The sequence below is a fragment of the Bacillus sp. FJAT-27251 genome (genome assembly GCF_001273925.1).
In the GTDB taxonomy this organism is placed as follows: Bacteria; Bacillota; Bacilli; order Bacillales; family Cytobacillaceae; genus Mesobacillus_B.
Genome location: NZ_LIGG01000001.1, coordinates 1,621,665 through 1,635,452, shown reverse-complemented (window position 1 = coordinate 1,635,452; position 13,788 = coordinate 1,621,665). Strand labels below are relative to the sequence as shown.

General features: G+C 46.9%; 15 protein-coding genes and 1 riboswitch. Of the genes, 6 read left to right on the top strand and 9 right to left on the bottom strand.

The genetic code is table 11. The annotated features are described in order from the left end of the window. The first annotated feature begins 125 nt into the window (after window positions 1-125). Together ADU22_RS07705 and ADU22_RS07700 are read left to right on the top strand one after the other, a co-directional pair. Complete coding sequence (locus ADU22_RS07705; RefSeq protein WP_053361634.1) at window positions 126-1,337, top strand: MFS transporter; 1,212 nt, start codon at window positions 126-128, stop codon at window positions 1,335-1,337. 85 nt (window positions 1,338-1,422) lie between these two features. After that, a complete protein-coding gene (locus ADU22_RS07700) occupies window positions 1,423-1,659 on the top strand; it encodes a hypothetical protein (protein WP_053361633.1) in 237 nt (78 codons plus the stop codon). Window positions 1,660-1,717: 58 nt separating this feature from the next. On the opposite strand, the gene ADU22_RS07695 is transcribed toward ADU22_RS07700, so the two are convergent. Further along, on the bottom strand, window positions 1,718-2,239 hold the full coding sequence (locus tag ADU22_RS07695) for a GNAT family N-acetyltransferase (protein WP_053361632.1): 522 nt from the start codon (window positions 2,237-2,239) through the stop codon (window positions 1,718-1,720). Window positions 2,240-2,386: 147 nt separating this feature from the next. Here ADU22_RS07695 and ADU22_RS07690 point away from each other — a divergent pair, with 147 nt between their 5' ends. Continuing rightward, a complete protein-coding gene (locus ADU22_RS07690) occupies window positions 2,387-2,512 on the top strand; it encodes a DUF4023 domain-containing protein (protein ID WP_053361631.1) in 126 nt (41 codons plus the stop codon). Window positions 2,513-2,613: 101 nt separating this feature from the next. Here the strand turns inward: ADU22_RS07690 and ADU22_RS07685 are convergent, their stop codons facing one another. The 3 genes from ADU22_RS07685 to ADU22_RS07675 form a co-directional block, all read right to left on the bottom strand. After that, the gene (locus ADU22_RS07685) at window positions 2,614-5,046 is read right to left on the bottom strand and encodes a S8 family peptidase (RefSeq protein WP_053361630.1); all 2,433 of its coding nucleotides are present in this window, start codon (window positions 5,044-5,046) and stop codon (window positions 2,614-2,616) included. 354 nt (window positions 5,047-5,400) lie between these two features. After that, complete coding sequence (locus tag ADU22_RS07680; RefSeq protein ID WP_053361629.1) at window positions 5,401-5,946, bottom strand: GDYXXLXY domain-containing protein; 546 nt, start codon at window positions 5,944-5,946, stop codon at window positions 5,401-5,403. Then, window positions 5,939-7,003 (bottom strand): DUF2157 domain-containing protein, encoded by a 1,065-nt coding sequence (locus ADU22_RS07675; protein ID WP_053361628.1) that lies wholly within the window; start codon window positions 7,001-7,003, stop codon window positions 5,939-5,941. Before ADU22_RS07675 ends, ADU22_RS07680 begins: the two co-directional genes overlap by 8 nt. 138 nt (window positions 7,004-7,141) lie before the next feature. On the opposite strand from ADU22_RS07675, the gene ADU22_RS07670 reads away from it, so the two are divergent. After that, entirely contained in the window at window positions 7,142-7,756 is a 615-nt protein-coding gene (locus tag ADU22_RS07670; protein WP_197280030.1) for a GNAT family N-acetyltransferase, read from the top strand. Window positions 7,757-8,016: 260 nt separating this feature from the next. Here ADU22_RS07670 and ADU22_RS07665 read toward each other — a convergent pair whose 3' ends face one another. After that, the gene (locus ADU22_RS07665; RefSeq protein ID WP_053361627.1) at window positions 8,017-9,417 is read right to left on the bottom strand and encodes an MATE family efflux transporter; all 1,401 of its coding nucleotides are present in this window, start codon (window positions 9,415-9,417) and stop codon (window positions 8,017-8,019) included. Between the two features lie 226 nt (window positions 9,418-9,643). After that, complete coding sequence (locus tag ADU22_RS07660) at window positions 9,644-9,928, bottom strand: YkvA family protein (RefSeq protein ID WP_231687853.1); 285 nt, start codon at window positions 9,926-9,928, stop codon at window positions 9,644-9,646. Between the two features lie 314 nt (window positions 9,929-10,242). Beyond that, window positions 10,243-10,287: riboswitch (PreQ1 riboswitch) on the top strand. Between the two features lie 7 nt (window positions 10,288-10,294). Between ADU22_RS07660 and ADU22_RS07655 the strand changes: the two genes are divergently transcribed. Next, window positions 10,295-10,780 (top strand): QueT transporter family protein, encoded by a 486-nt coding sequence (locus ADU22_RS07655; protein ID WP_053361626.1) that lies wholly within the window; start codon window positions 10,295-10,297, stop codon window positions 10,778-10,780. A 134-nt stretch (window positions 10,781-10,914) separates the two neighbouring features. Here ADU22_RS07655 and phaP read toward each other — a convergent pair whose 3' ends face one another. Further along, entirely contained in the window at window positions 10,915-11,505 is a 591-nt protein-coding gene (gene phaP, locus ADU22_RS07650; protein WP_053361625.1) for a polyhydroxyalkanoic acid inclusion protein PhaP, read from the bottom strand. Further along, window positions 11,489-11,926 carry a poly-beta-hydroxybutyrate-responsive repressor gene (phaQ, locus tag ADU22_RS07645; protein ID WP_053361624.1) on the bottom strand — a complete coding sequence of 146 codons (438 nt, stop codon included), beginning with the start codon at window positions 11,924-11,926 and terminating at the stop codon, window positions 11,489-11,491. The genes phaP and phaQ overlap by 17 nt, the downstream gene beginning before the upstream one ends. A gap of 195 nt (window positions 11,927-12,121) precedes the next feature. Here phaQ and ADU22_RS07640 point away from each other — a divergent pair, with 195 nt between their 5' ends. Then, window positions 12,122-12,916, top strand: coding sequence for an alpha/beta fold hydrolase (locus tag ADU22_RS07640; RefSeq protein WP_231687852.1), 795 nt, complete (start codon window positions 12,122-12,124; stop codon window positions 12,914-12,916). An 81-nt stretch (window positions 12,917-12,997) separates the two neighbouring features. On the opposite strand, the gene ADU22_RS07635 is transcribed toward ADU22_RS07640, so the two are convergent. Continuing rightward, the gene (locus tag ADU22_RS07635; protein WP_053361622.1) at window positions 12,998-13,597 is read right to left on the bottom strand and encodes a hypothetical protein; all 600 of its coding nucleotides are present in this window, start codon (window positions 13,595-13,597) and stop codon (window positions 12,998-13,000) included. Between the last annotated feature and the right edge of the window lie 191 nt (window positions 13,598-13,788).

The following is a 13,788-nucleotide window of genomic DNA, read 5'->3' as shown; positions in this document are numbered from 1 at the left end:
GTATTACAAAAAGCCCAAACTTCGCCTTGCAATCTTCCATTTTCAGACTTTTACACCTTTCGAAGAACGAAATAATATAGTATCTTATAAAAGAAAATAGAATATAGGAACGAGAGGGCAGGCTTATGTGGAGAAACAGGAATGTTTGGATATTATTGACGGGTGAGTTTATCGCCGGTCTTGGACTTTGGCTCGGGATTATTGGAAATTTGGAGTTTATGCAGGAAAAGGTTCCGTCTGACTTTCTCAAATCCCTGCTGCTGGCTGCCGGCCTCCTTGCCGGAATCGCCGCAGGCCCCATCGCCGGCAAACTGGTCGACCAGTATAGCAAAAAAACCGTCATGCTTGGGGCTGGGGTTGTGAGGGCAATCAGTGTCCTGTTTATGCTCACTGCGATTGAAACAGGCTCTGTCTGGTGGATGCTTGTGTTTTTAATCTGCCTGCAGGTTTCGGCCGCTTTTTACTTTCCTGCCCTGCAGGCTGCGATTCCGCTGGTTGTGGCTGAAAAGGAGCTGCTTCAGCTGAATGGAGTGCATATGAACGTATCGACGCTGTCGCGGATTCTCGGAACCGCAGCAGCGGGGGTCATGCTTGTCATTTTGCCGCTGAACATGCTTTATATCCTTTCGCTTACAGCCTATGTCATCTTGGTGGTTCTAACATGGTTCCTTAAAATTGAAGAACATGCCAAGCCAGAGCGCCCTTCGAAGACAGAAAGAAAGGACCATGCCGGTTTCAAGGATGTTTTCCCTGTCATAAAAAAGCTGCCCGTCATCATGTTGACGCTGATTATGACGCTTATTCCCCTTTTGATCCTCGGCGGATTCAACCTGATGGTGATCAATATTAGTGAAATTCAGGACAGCTCCGCGATCAAAGGGTGGATTTATACATCGGAAGGCCTGGCCTTCATGGCGGGAGCCTTTCTGATCAAACAGATTAACACTAAATTCCAGGCGTATTCCATCCTGGTTTCAAGCTCTTTTTTAATCGGGCTTTCGCAGCTGCTTCTTTATTTTGCCGACATTCCACTTTTAACTATTATTGCATTTTTATTATTCGGTTTTGCTCTTGGATGCTTTTTTCCTACGGCAGCAACCATTTTTCAAACAAAAGTGCCGAAAGAGTTTCACGGCCGGTTCTTTTCCTTCCGCAATATGCTGGACCGGGTGTTTTTTCAGGTCACCCTCCTTTTATCCGGCTTCCTTCTCGATAGTGTCGGCTTGCAGATAATGGCTGTCATATTTGGGATCATGGCGATTTCAATGACATTGGTTTTCATCTCCAAGTTCAAACAGCTGCCAGCCCTGGATGAGCCGCAAAAGAACATCGGCTAAAGGACTTGGGGAACGCTTCTATCATACATTCGCAGTTAAGAGGTTATCCTAACGGGTATATACATAAAAAAAAAGGAGGATGACCATGGCGAAAGATAAAGACAACCTGAATCTGGAAGACACTTCTGCATATGGAGATGAGACCAGGCCCCATATTCTCGACGACGCAAATGGTGCAGTCGACCCTTTTAAGCCGGGAGAGCTTGATAAAGGAACTTCAGGCCTTGCCGATAACCCCGATCATGGCAAATCCCTGTCCCAAATCGTTGAAGAAAGTAAACAAAGGCTTGAAAATAAAAATAAACAACAAGGTACAAAGTAGCAAAGCACCAGCGCCTTTAAAAAACGTGCCAGCTTCCTCCAGGGAACTGGCACGTTTTTTAGAACAGTTTTTCAAAGCAATAATACGTTTCATGCCCTTCTGGCTTGCCTTCAAGCACAACCTCGCCCGCTTTCCGGTAGCCCCGCTTTTGGTAAAAAGCAACCGCACTTTTGTTGCCTGAGTAGGCATCCAGCCTTAGCGCAGGGTAGCTCTTCCCTTTTGTAAAATCTTCGGCAAACTGGAGCATTTTCTTGCCATATCCTTTTCCCTGGGCGTCAGGGTGGACACAAAAGGAGTGCAGGATCAGCGGATTTCCATCCACTTCTGTCCAGTCCGCACTTTCCCATTCAGGTGTCTGCCATTCATCCAGAACCATTGCTCCCACAATCTTTCCTTCTTCCTTAAGAACAAATAAATTCTCATCCGATGTAGCCGATTCAAAATATTCCCTATTAGGATAGCTTTCATCCCATTGCAGGATTCCCCTTTGTTCCAGATAGATCTTGCAATCCTCAAACATCCGGGCTACTTCGAATATTTCGTTGCCTGCAGCCCGTACAATCTCTTCGGTGGCTTCCATCTCAAAACTCCTTTGGTGGTCGTTCTTCCTGCCCTTTAATATTTCCTGGATCCTTCGTTAGAATTCAGGATTTCCCGAATGCAGCTCTGTATGTTTTCTTCCTTACTGGTTAAAGTAAAATGAAAGCAGAACCAAGGAGGCATAAAAATGGAGAGCACCAATGAATTTGTAGCGAAAATCCATGAAAAGCAAAAGAAGGATGAAGATAACAAAAGGCGCCAGGGACAGGGCAGCCCGAGCGACAAGCTGCCTACAAACCGGAATAAAGGATGAAAAAAGGGAAGCCCGGGTTTAAGTACTGGAGCTGGAAATAAAAACGCCTGGGTTCAGCTTAAGAATGAACCCGGGCGTTTACCATTTATTTAACTATGCCATTACCTTATCAGGATATTGGCGCCTGCAAGATCGCTTTGCCCTTTGTAGGTTGCATAAGCGTAGACATTATAATAGCCTGCCGCAAGCTTTTGGCCGTTTACAGTGCCATCCCAGTCAAATGTTGTATATCCAGCTGGAATATTTTCATAAGCTGCGATGTCTCCTACAAACTTTCCAGCAGCCCCGGACGAGTTGGAGGTATACACGAATAGCTCAACCTTCTCGGCACCGCCAGGGAACAAGCCCTCAATCGCAAATTTCCCATCAGCTAGCTGGGCAACGCCTACATACTCGGCACGCGGGTAATCCGGCTCGGATACAAACAGGATCGTTGGTACATCAATTGCTGACTCACCATCGTCAATCGTGATGGAGCCTTCATAATAGCCTGCCGCAAGCTTGCCCGCATCCACCTGGACATTCAGGTTCACTTGCTGGGACTTGCCGGCGTTGACTTTAAGGTTTTTGCTTGTTGATACTTTGATTGCGTCGGAATGTTCTCCCATGTTTACTTTGAAGCTATAAGTCTTGGCTTTGTCAGACAGGTTCTTCACGGTGAACTGCTGTTTTTCCACCTGCTTGCCTTCTGTCTTCAGGAAGGTTCCAAACGAATGGCTTCCAGGAGCAGCAAGGGTTTCTGTCTGCAGGGCATCTGGAAGGCGGATGCTTCCTGCGCCCTGGGAATTATGCGCATAGGACTTTCCGGTTGCAGGGTCAATGACGTCCTCGGCTGTATTCATCAATGCAGCCTTGACATCCTGGACGCTCCAGTCAGGGTTTGCTTGCAGAACCAGCGCAGCAGCACCAGCTACATGCGGGGATGCCATGCTTGTTCCCTGCATCGCAGCATAGCCGTGCGGATTCGCTGCATTATGCGTTGGAACGGTACTTGTAATATTCACACCTGGAGCCGAAACATCAGGCTTAACCATCCATGTGTTTGTCACTGGTCCTCGGGATGAAAACCCAGCCATTGTTTCGCCAACTTTTTTGGAGAAAGCAATGTCGAAAGAGACCTTGTTATTGCCTTTTTCAAGCTCGGCAAGAAGCTTTTGGCCGTCTTCCAGAGTGGTCTTGATTGTCGGCACGGCCATTCCCGGAACATCTGCATGCTCGCCGGCGACATTGTTATAGATGATGGCGCCAACGGCACCTGCCGCCTTGGCATTGGCTGCTTTGTCAACAAACGCGAACTCTCCCCGGCTGATCAATGCTATTTTACCTTTTAGGTCCTTGCCTGCAAAATCAGCTTCAGCACCCAGGCCGACATCAACAAACTCAAACTCTTTCCCATTAAGGGCGAGCAATTCCTCATCACTAGGGAAGCCCATGACTTTAGCAGATGGATACTCTACACCGTCAGAAGTTAAAATATCAGAATTATAGACATTGTAAGGAAGCTGGGTAGCACCTACGGAAATCGCGTCGCGGGATGTTCCCGGTGAACCAACCGTCCAGTTGTCCGGACCAGAATTTCCGTTGGATGTAACGGCGACAACACCTTCGGCCATGGCCCAATCCAGCGCAATGCTTGTTGCATAATCAGGATCATTCAGCGAGTTTCCAAGTGACAGGTTCATCACATCCGCGCCGTCTTCCACCGCTTTTTCAATCCCGGCGATGACATTCTCGGTTGTTCCTCTGCCGCCAGGTCCCAATACTCGGTACGCAAGCAGGCTAGCCTCAGGGGCGACTCCCTTGATCTGGCCATTTGCCGCAACTGTCCCGGATACATGGCTGCCGTGGCTGGTCGATGCGCCGCGCGGGTCGCCAGGAGGCGTTTCCTGCGGATCATTGTCATTATCTACAAAATCGTAACCCTTATAATCTCCGAAAGCATGCTCCAGGTCAGGGTGGGTGTAATCAGCACCGGTATCTATGACGGCTACTGTTACTCCTTCTCCCGTGTAGCCGGCATCCCATGCTTTGTCGGAGCCGATGAACGGTGCACTTTCAAACATGGCAGGACTGAACTCTTCAGCAGTAACCTCTTTGCCTTCCCCGACATTTGTTGTCGTATATGTAACATCAGGATACACTGCTTTTACACCTGGGACTGCCAAAAGGGCCGGAATTTCTTCCTCGGGAAGTTCAGCCGAGAAACCGGAGAAAACATGGTCATATTCCCGCTTTACCTTTAAATCCTTAACAGCCTTTGCCGCATCATTTTTCACCTTGCTGCGGGCTTGTCCCAGGCTGGCTTTTGTTTGTTTCTGTCCCTTCTGTTTTGCTTCCACGACGGACGGCTCTGTCAGTTCGATGATGACGGTTCTTTTGGCAGTGGAATCAAAGTTGAATTCTCCAACCAGTTCTGCCAGCCTCGGTGCTTCCATGACATTTACAGGTGCTGCCGAAGCTGGTCCAACACCCGAGATGGCGAGGGCGAGAGCTGCAGAGGTAACCAAGGTTTTCAGAACGTTTTTCTTTGCCATTATTTCTAATCGACCCCTTTTTTCATAGTTTTACTGGCTCAAAACAGACTTGTTTTATAACAAGCTATTTAGTTGTTAATATTTAAATAATATTCTGACATTACATTAAATTACAATAATTCAAATGACCCGTTTTATTTGATGACAACTGGAAACGAAAAGGTCTATATACCTGCCAATCTTTCTGCCAAATAAGAGATATGGGTCTATTATCCTCCTCTTTTCGCCCCGCCTATCCTTCCTGGACAAGAAAAATTATGTTGATATATTTCACATTAACGCTTTATACCATTAAAGTCTTCTCTCATTATATAAGGCTGGGCAGATATTCCCTGCCCAGCCTCATACCTGTGATTATTTAGAAATGCTGACATCCACCAGATAGGCATAACCATTCTTCACTTTTACCTTGGCAAGGATGTTGCCGTTTCTTGAGGCTTCTTCCAATTCAAGACCGGTATTATCCTCGACAAAATACTTATCAAGGCTGTAGGTGAGATAAGCCGCCTCTTTCCCTTCCAGCCTGCCATTCCAGCTCGTTGTAATATAATCCAGCTTCCCTTTGAGGTATAAGCTGGACTCCGGCTTTTCGAGTGTGACTTTTTCGGGTACATGGAAGCTGCCTTCCCGCTTTAATGGCACATAAACATCGATAGCTGAATGCCCTTTTTCAAGCTCTCTTCGCACTTCCTTTTCAACAATGGAAACGGGCACCTCTTCTGCTTCATACTGCAAGATCACATAATCTCCGCGGAACAGATCCGTCGGGTCGACAGGAATAGTCCGAAGGGTGACTTCTTCGCCGCTCCATAAAGTATATAAGGGAGTGATGGTCATTCCCACCAAGATTGCTATAGGCACCAGGCAGGCTAACAGGATTTGTTTTCCCCGGCTAGACATGGGATCCCGCCCCTTTCTTCCTTTGTCTTTCAAAATACAAGCCAAAACCGAGCAGGAGCAGCCCGCCTATAACGAAAACAAGCGATTTTGGCAAGAAGGCAAAGGTGATATCAAGGTAAAAACGGAAGATCATGACACAAAGAATGACTATGCTGAGGAGACTCCCTTTCTTGATCAGAAACAATAAAAATAAGATATAAAGGATGGAAAACGGAATGAAGAAATCCACGGTTGGCCAGGTCTCGCCAAAAGACAGGAAGAGCGCTGCCACGCCATGCACCAGGTATCCTAAAATCACATAGACATCCCTCAGGTTCTTCCTCGCCAGCACCAGGCCAATTCCGATGACAAGGTAAACCAGACCGTAAATATAAACCGTATCATTCATGCCATCCAGAAAATAACTGAGTATCGATGCGATAAATGCCAGCTGGAGAAGACCGTTCACAAACGCAGTTGCTGGCATAAATCCAATCTTTTCATTAAGGAAATAGATGGCCGCGCTCCAGAGCAGGACCCAAACTGGAACACTCTGTCCCATAAGGGGGTCATGTGTCATATAAACTAGAATCAGCAATGAGGACGCCAATAAAATCCACTTATCCCGCAGGACCCAGGCCAGGGGCATGATGCCGAGAGACCACCACATAAAAGCTTCCTGAAAATCCCCCCCGAAGTGGAACATTTGGCCAATCAGGAAAATTCCTGCTCCAAAAACGAGAACGCCAAGATAGTAAAAGCTTCTGGCTGTCTTTGGAAGGTGGCTTTCAAGCTTGTAGCCGGCAAAGCAGCTGCTGGCAAATAAGCCTAAAATAAGCAGGAATTTGGCCAGTTTGCCAATCTCGGCCCAGTTGCTGGCGACAAAGCTGAGAATTCCCGCACCGATTAGCACCGATCCGACATAGAGGAGCGTCTTGGTAAAGGATAGGTGTTCAATTTCGTACAGTTCCGCTATCTCCTCTCCTTTTCCCGAAGCCAGGACACCCCTCTTCTCCAAATAGCCGAGTTCACGCTGAAGAATCTGGTATTCACCGGCTTTTAACTTGCGCTTATCCATTATTTCACTCCTGTTCGTGACATTAATCGTAATACCTCGATTACAGGCTGCCTCCTTTCTTTCCTGCTTACAGCGGAGTATCTCCCGGACATCATAAAGGTCTATCTGAGGCTTGCTGGCGAGGGTGAAAAAAGAAACATGATTGCAATAAAAAATCTTTTCAAATGGGAGGTTAAGGGAGATAATATTCTGCAGGTTTATACTTTTATTCTATCAGGATTTTACGCGATTGGTGTTAAATTGTGGAAAGGGGAAAAGATTATTTTGTTGATTCGGCAGGCAGAAATCCGGGACTTACCAGCAATGCTGGAAATCTATAACGATGCAATCCGCAATCTTGCGGCTACATTTGATTTAGCGGAACAAACGCTCGAGGACCGGGAAGAATGGTTCAATAAATTCGGCGACAAATATCCTTTGATTGTGGCTGAAATTGAAGGAGAAATTGCAGGCTATTGCGGTTTGTCACCTTATAACCAGAAAGCGGCTTACGCAAAAACAGTGGAGCTGTCCATCTATCTGTCAGACAGGCACCGCGGCAAAGGGACTGGCAGGGCACTCATGGAGGAAGTACTGACAAGAGGAAAGCAAATGGGCTTTCATACAGTCATTTCCGGCATCACAGCCGGGAACGACGTCAGCGTCAAAATGCACGAAAAGTTCGGGTTCGAAATCGCCGGCCGCCTGAAGGAAGTTGGCTACAAATTCGGCCAATGGCACGACGTCATCTACATGCAGCTCCTTTTCAAATAAGAAAAGCGTAAGCGCCTTCGAAACAATCTTTCTGGGATGCTTATTCTTAGAAGTTTCCTTAATGCTCAGCCCCGACCAGCATAAGACGCTCCAGAATAGAAGGCCCTCTTTGCCTTCAATTCTGGATGGGCTTATGACTCGAGGGGCTAGGCGCTGGAGCTGAACAGTTATCTAAGTATAGAAATTTAAGCTTTCCTACAAATATAAAAAACCCTGACCCCCTTTAGCATGCTAAAGGGGGTCAGGCACCGTTTGGGGCTTTAATGTGCTGCAGCGTGTTCTGGCTGCGGTTCTTCTTTTATAAGGGCATGTTTTTCCCATGCCCGGCTACGCCAGCGGAAAAACATGATGATGCCGCGGGTCCATTCATCCGCTGCGATGGCCAGCCAGACACCTGCCAGGCCGAGGCCCGCCTCAAAGACGAGAAAGTAACCGAGGGGGAGGCTCATCATCACCATTGAAAGCACCCCGATATAGACCGGGAACCTGGCATCCCCTGTAGCCCGCAGTGAATTAATCAAAACGATATTCAGCGTCCGCCCGGTCTCGAGCACAAGGCTGAGCACCAAAACGTCCGACGCAAGCCTGATAATCTCCAGGTCATCGGTAAAAATACCAACCAGAGGCCTGCGGAGCAAGATGACGACACCGATCATCAACAAGGTAATCAAGCTTGCCATGCGCGCGCTCTTCCAAACCCTATGGTAAGCTTCCTCCATCCTGTTTCCGCCCACAAGCCGGCCGACAATAATCGAAGTCCCGATGCCAATCGCTATGGCAAACAGAAAAATGAACATGGACACGTTGTTTGCGTATTGTCTTGCCGCCATTGAGGCTTCCCCAAGATAGGTAACGTAATATAAAAAGACAATCTGGCATCCTTGATAAAGAATCTGTTCAAAGGCCGACGGAATCCCGATTTTTAAAATCTTGCCGATAAATTCCTTTGAAAGCGCAAAATAATAGTTCAGCTTAATGCGTACTTCCATCACCCGGTACAGCAGCCAGAAGAAAACAAGCAATGCGAGGAACCGGCTGATTACCGAAGATATGGCAGCACCCTGGACACCCATCTCCGGAAAGCCAAAGTTGCCGAAGATCAGCACATAGTTCGCCGCAACGTGGAAAACATTCATTCCCAGCGAAACAAACATCGCCTGTTTTGTATAGCCATGGACGCGGATGATAGCCGCCAGGGAATTGATGAGCGCCTGCAGGAAGATAAAGCCGCCGACAATGGCCAGGTAGCTTTGTGCATAAGCAAGAACCTCTCCTTTGAGGTTGAGGCCTTCGAGAAGGCTGCCGCCAAAAAGGAAGAAAAGCCCGCTTATAATCAGGCCGACACCAAGGTTCAGCGTGATAGCCAGAGCAGCAATCCTGGATGCGTCCATATACTTGCGGGCACCAATATACTGCGCAACCACAATCGAAGCCCCGTTTCCGACAACCTCCAGTATCAGGATGGAAATATGCAGGTACTGATTGGCGGCTCCTACTCCGGAGACCGCATTGTCAGAAATCGCACTCAGCATCAGCGTATCGGCAATTCCCATCAGCATGAATAAGAATACTTCAAGAAAAATAGGCCATGTAAGATAAAATAAATTCAAATCGCCAGCCGGTTTTGCCGTTAAMCCTTTCTTCGCTCGCATCCCTGCCATAAATGTCACCCCGTTTATATACACCTGAAAAACAAGGAGTATCTTACCACAGTTATCGCGATGGGTGCTATCGTTTTACACTTTGTAACCGTTTTCTATTTTAGACAAATTATGCACTTCTGGTTTGCCGGTTTGAATTTAAAGAGGCAAGCTGCGGGACCTGGCAGCTTGCCTGATATGAGCGAAACCGGGGATGCCGGCAGGATAAGGCAGCTGCTCCCCTGCTTTATGTTTTATCATGCAGCCGGTATTTGTCTTTCAGGCTGTCCGGGGCCCATTTGACCATTCTTTCAATAATAAATCCCGTGACGACTACATCATCCACAATTCCCAGCATGTAGATAAAATCCGGGATCAGGTCGAAAGGCAGGAATGCATAGGTAAGGAAAAACAACAAGCTGAACACCTTTTTATAAGGTTCAACCTCTTTCGAGAAAAAGAAGTCCCTAATAAACGGGAATGACTTCCAAAACTTCAGGACAAACCTCATCCGTTTGAAAAATTTAAACACAAAATCACCTGTTTCCTTTCTTACATTAATAACCCTAATGGACTACACTTCCTATACCCAAAATACCGTACCCATAACATCAACACAGCAAAGCACTAAACGGTGCCTGACCCTCGGCGCGGTGAAGCACTAAGCGGTGCCTGACCCCCGGTGCGGTGAAGCGCTAAACGGTGCCTGGCCCTCGGCGCGGTGAAGCACTAAGCAGTGCCTGACCCCCGGTGCGGTGAAGCGCTAAACGGTGCCTGGCCCCTGAAATTGGTATTGTGTTTGCGATTGGTTTGCTCTATACTTATCTATTGTTCTTCGGGTAACTTCCCGGCGTGGTTCGTAACCCTCCCACGAAAAAAAACTAAGGAGAGATTGATTTTGAATATACGCACCATTGTAGGCAATGGCATCGTAGCTGCATTATACATAGCGGTTTCCGCCGTCATCCAGCCTTTTGGATTCACCAATGTCCAATTCCGTGTCTCGGAAATGTTCAATCATTTGATTGTGTTCAACAAGAACTATTTTTATGGAATTGTACTCGGCGTTTTCCTCACCAACCTGTTTTTTTCCCCAATCGTTGCTTATGACCTTGTTTTCGGAGTCGCCCATTCGGTCATTTCACTGCTTATTACCATCGCTGCGGCCCGCTATATACAAAACACATTAGGCTTGCTTGCCATAAACACAGCGGTTTTCACGTTCAATATGTTCATCATTGCCTTTGAACTAAAGCTTGCCTTTAACCTGCCATTCTTCTTTACATGGCTGACAACGGCAGCAGGGGAATTCATCGTGCTGGCAGCCGGAATACCGGTCATGTACGCCATCCATAAGCGAATCAACCTAAATAAGGTATTATAAAACAAGCGCAGGAGCCCGTTGGCTTCTGTGTTTTTTTAGGCAAAAATCCCAACAGCAGCAAAAAAACCACCGGATTAGCGGTGGCGGCGACATGGATTCCTTTGGATTCATTCAAAAAGAGTTCGGGAATAACCCTACGCTTTAACAAGCTCTTTGGATTTTTCGCTCACACGGTCAACCACTTGATGATTAACCTTTCTTGCCTGCTTTACGTATTCATTGGTGACCTGCTGCCATGCGGCACGGCGTTCGCGAGCATAGGCGAGGTAGGATTCAGCGCTTTTCTCCACATTGTCCTCAAGCTGATCGATAATGGAAAAAGCCGATTTGACCGGAGTCAATGCCAGCTTTTCGAGCTGCTTTGTGACCTCTTTCAGCTGCTTTGTCACTTGCTCATAATCCATTGCCCTGGCTTCTTCAGCGCTCTTTCCTGCCCTGCGGTCGGAAATATTCTGCATAACCCCTTTAGCCAGCTCAACATTTGTCTTTTTTGATTGCTCATACAAGCTTGCAACCGATTTTCTGTATTGCTTGTTGAATTGGACGAGTTCCTTGAACGCTGTCAGGAGAGCCTCTTCCCGGACTTCCCGCAGCTGGCGTGCACGCGCAAGCGATGTTTCATATTGGTTCCAGAATGTGTCCACTAAAAGATCACTTGCGGCAGCCTCTTCTGCAGCCGCTGCTTCTTGTTTTTCAACTTCTACAGCTTCATTCTTCTTGGCCATCATCGTTCCTCCTCTTTCCACTGCTTTTTTTCTCTATCGAATCCCTCATCGGAAATGAGGGGATATAGAGCTCCAGAAAACTACTGTACATTCTGAAAAATTGGTCGAGCATGGACTGATAGGTTTCAAGTTGATTGGCATAGCCTTTTAAATATGTAATACCAGCCTTTGTAATTGAATACTTTCTTTTAGCAGGACCGTTTCCTGTGGTATCCCATTCCGACGACACCAACTCGTCCTTTTCAAGCTGCCGGAGCATCCGGTAAAGATTCCCCTGGTCAATGCTTTTAAAACCGAATGCCTGAAGCTTTTGGCTGAGTTCGTAGCCATGGAGGGATACCCTGCTGAGTAGCAATAAAATAAATGGGAGTACAAAATTCTTTGATGGATTCACTGGCTGGCTGCGCTCATTATTCACCATAATTTATCACCTCACCTATATGTATTTTACACCTATATGCACGACTTTGTAAATAGTTTCCTTATATGTATTTTACACCTATAGTATAAATTTAGTCAAATCAGAATATTTTTACACTTCGAGAGCAGTAATAAGCATTTACAACTTGGGCAGTGTGACAATAAACTTAATGAAAACCAAAAGGGGGTTACCATATTGAAAACGAAGCTGAGTAAATCAGGGATTACCTATTTACATTTCGGGAATGGCGAACCACTCGTTTTATTGCATGGTCTTGGTGAGGTGAAAGAGGGGTGGCGTAATCAGTTTGAACTCGGAGCTGAATATGAACTCATCATTCCGGATTTGCGGGGCCATGGAGAGTACGAAGCCTATGAAAATATCTCCATTGAAGGGTTCGCTGCTGATGTGATCGGTTTATTGGCAGAACTAAAAATTGAAAGCGCTAACATTTGCGGGCTGTCAATGGGCGGGGCAGTTGCCCAGGAGATGTACCGCCAGGCCCCCCATATCTGCAGGTCCCTTATCCTTGTAAGCACGTTTCATTATTTCCCCAAAAAACTGGGACCGCTGATGCTAAAGGGACGAGAGGCAAAAGTGGAATCCTTATCTGACAGCCGCCAAAAAGAGGGCGCCGCCCAAATGGCATTGTTTTCATGGAAAAGAGAAAATATCAAAAGATTTGAGCCGCATTACAGCCCCCACAGCGAAGTGTTTGTATCCTCCCTTAAAGCCTGCTTCAAAGTGAACAATCTTGCCCTGCTGCCCAAAATCCAGGTACCGACGCTGGTAATAGGAGGCCAGTACGATACAGTCATACCGGTTTGGATGCAGCTTTGGATGCACAAGCTGATTCCCCGCTCCGAGTTTGTGATCATTAGAAACAGTGGCCATCTAGCCAAGCTGGAAGCGAAAAATGCATTCAACGCACATCTCCGCCGCTTCCTGTCACAGCAAACAAGAACCTCATCCCATCAATCATCCGCTTAAGAGCATTAAGCTTTAAATTCCTGTTTTTCCCAAGAAGTTAACACAGCAGGGTATCCCCCCTGCTGTGCCCTTCCTGCATTATCAGTTTTCATCCATATCAAGAAAGCGCCCAAAAGGGAGGATCATCCTATTCTGTCCTGTCAGCAGGCGGCTTGTCCTTTTTTGGTTTTCATAAATGCAGCCTGCTGTAAGTTTAATCTGGCGTATGTATTGCGCCCTGGCCTTTCTTCTCCACTCCATATATCCCTTCGCCATCTCCAGGGACTTATCGACTGACTTCCCGTCCCAGTTCTTCCCGCAAGGCACGCGAAGGATCGAAGCCGTGGAATGAAGGATTCTATCCATTAAGAGATTAATCTCTTCATACGATTTCACTGGATAAAAATGCTGAAGGATTGTTGTCGCCATCAGGAACTCTTCCCGCGCTGTCCTTTCCCAGTCGGCGGCTTCCTTCATAAGCTGGGCAGTGAGAAGCTGCATATTTTCCTGATTTCGCTTGAGCTTCTCTGCATATTGCCCAAGGGAATGAATCAAAACATCATCCCTCCACTCTGCGTGCCGGGACCAGCTTTCCAGCTCTTCCATGAGTCCCTGCCAGACGAATTCATAAGGTGATGGATCCACAGTCTCCTGCCCTGCTTCTGGAGGGGGGCCTTTCTCTTTCGCGCCTTTAGTCTCCACTTCAACTCTCCTCCTTAAATGTAAAATTATCTTTATATAAGATATGGCAAACTTTAAGAGTCACTTAAATTATTGTTTGTTTCCCTTTGTTTTGCAAACGGTTGCAAAGCAGCAGATGTCTACAAATTTCTCGTATAGCTTATGAATTCATAAGAAATTTTCCGGAAATATGACGTTAAAACGGCTTTCAC

Coding starts and splice junctions, on each gene's coding strand:
- ADU22_RS07695 (WP_053361632.1), bottom strand. CDS start 2,239: ATGGAAGCCACCGAAGAGATTGTACGGGCTGCAGGCAACGAAATATTC.
- ADU22_RS07675 (WP_053361628.1), bottom strand. CDS start 7,003: ATGGATAAGCGCAAGTTAAAAGCCGGTGAATACCAGATTCTTCAGCGT.
- ADU22_RS07685 (WP_053361630.1), bottom strand. CDS start 5,046: ATGGCAAAGAAAAACGTTCTGAAAACCTTGGTTACCTCTGCAGCTCTC.
- ADU22_RS07670 (WP_197280030.1), top strand. CDS start 7,142: ATGATTGCAATAAAAAATCTTTTCAAATGGGAGGTTAAGGGAGATAAT.
- phaQ (WP_053361624.1), bottom strand. CDS start 11,926: ATGGTGAATAATGAGCGCAGCCAGCCAGTGAATCCATCAAAGAATTTT.
- ADU22_RS07705 (WP_053361634.1), top strand. CDS start 126: ATGTGGAGAAACAGGAATGTTTGGATATTATTGACGGGTGAGTTTATC.
- ADU22_RS07700 (WP_053361633.1), top strand. CDS start 1,423: ATGGCGAAAGATAAAGACAACCTGAATCTGGAAGACACTTCTGCATAT.
- ADU22_RS07690 (WP_053361631.1), top strand. CDS start 2,387: ATGGAGAGCACCAATGAATTTGTAGCGAAAATCCATGAAAAGCAAAAG.
- phaP (WP_053361625.1), bottom strand. CDS start 11,505: ATGGCCAAGAAGAATGAAGCTGTAGAAGTTGAAAAACAAGAAGCAGCG.
- ADU22_RS07680 (WP_053361629.1), bottom strand. CDS start 5,946: ATGTCTAGCCGGGGAAAACAAATCCTGTTAGCCTGCCTGGTGCCTATA.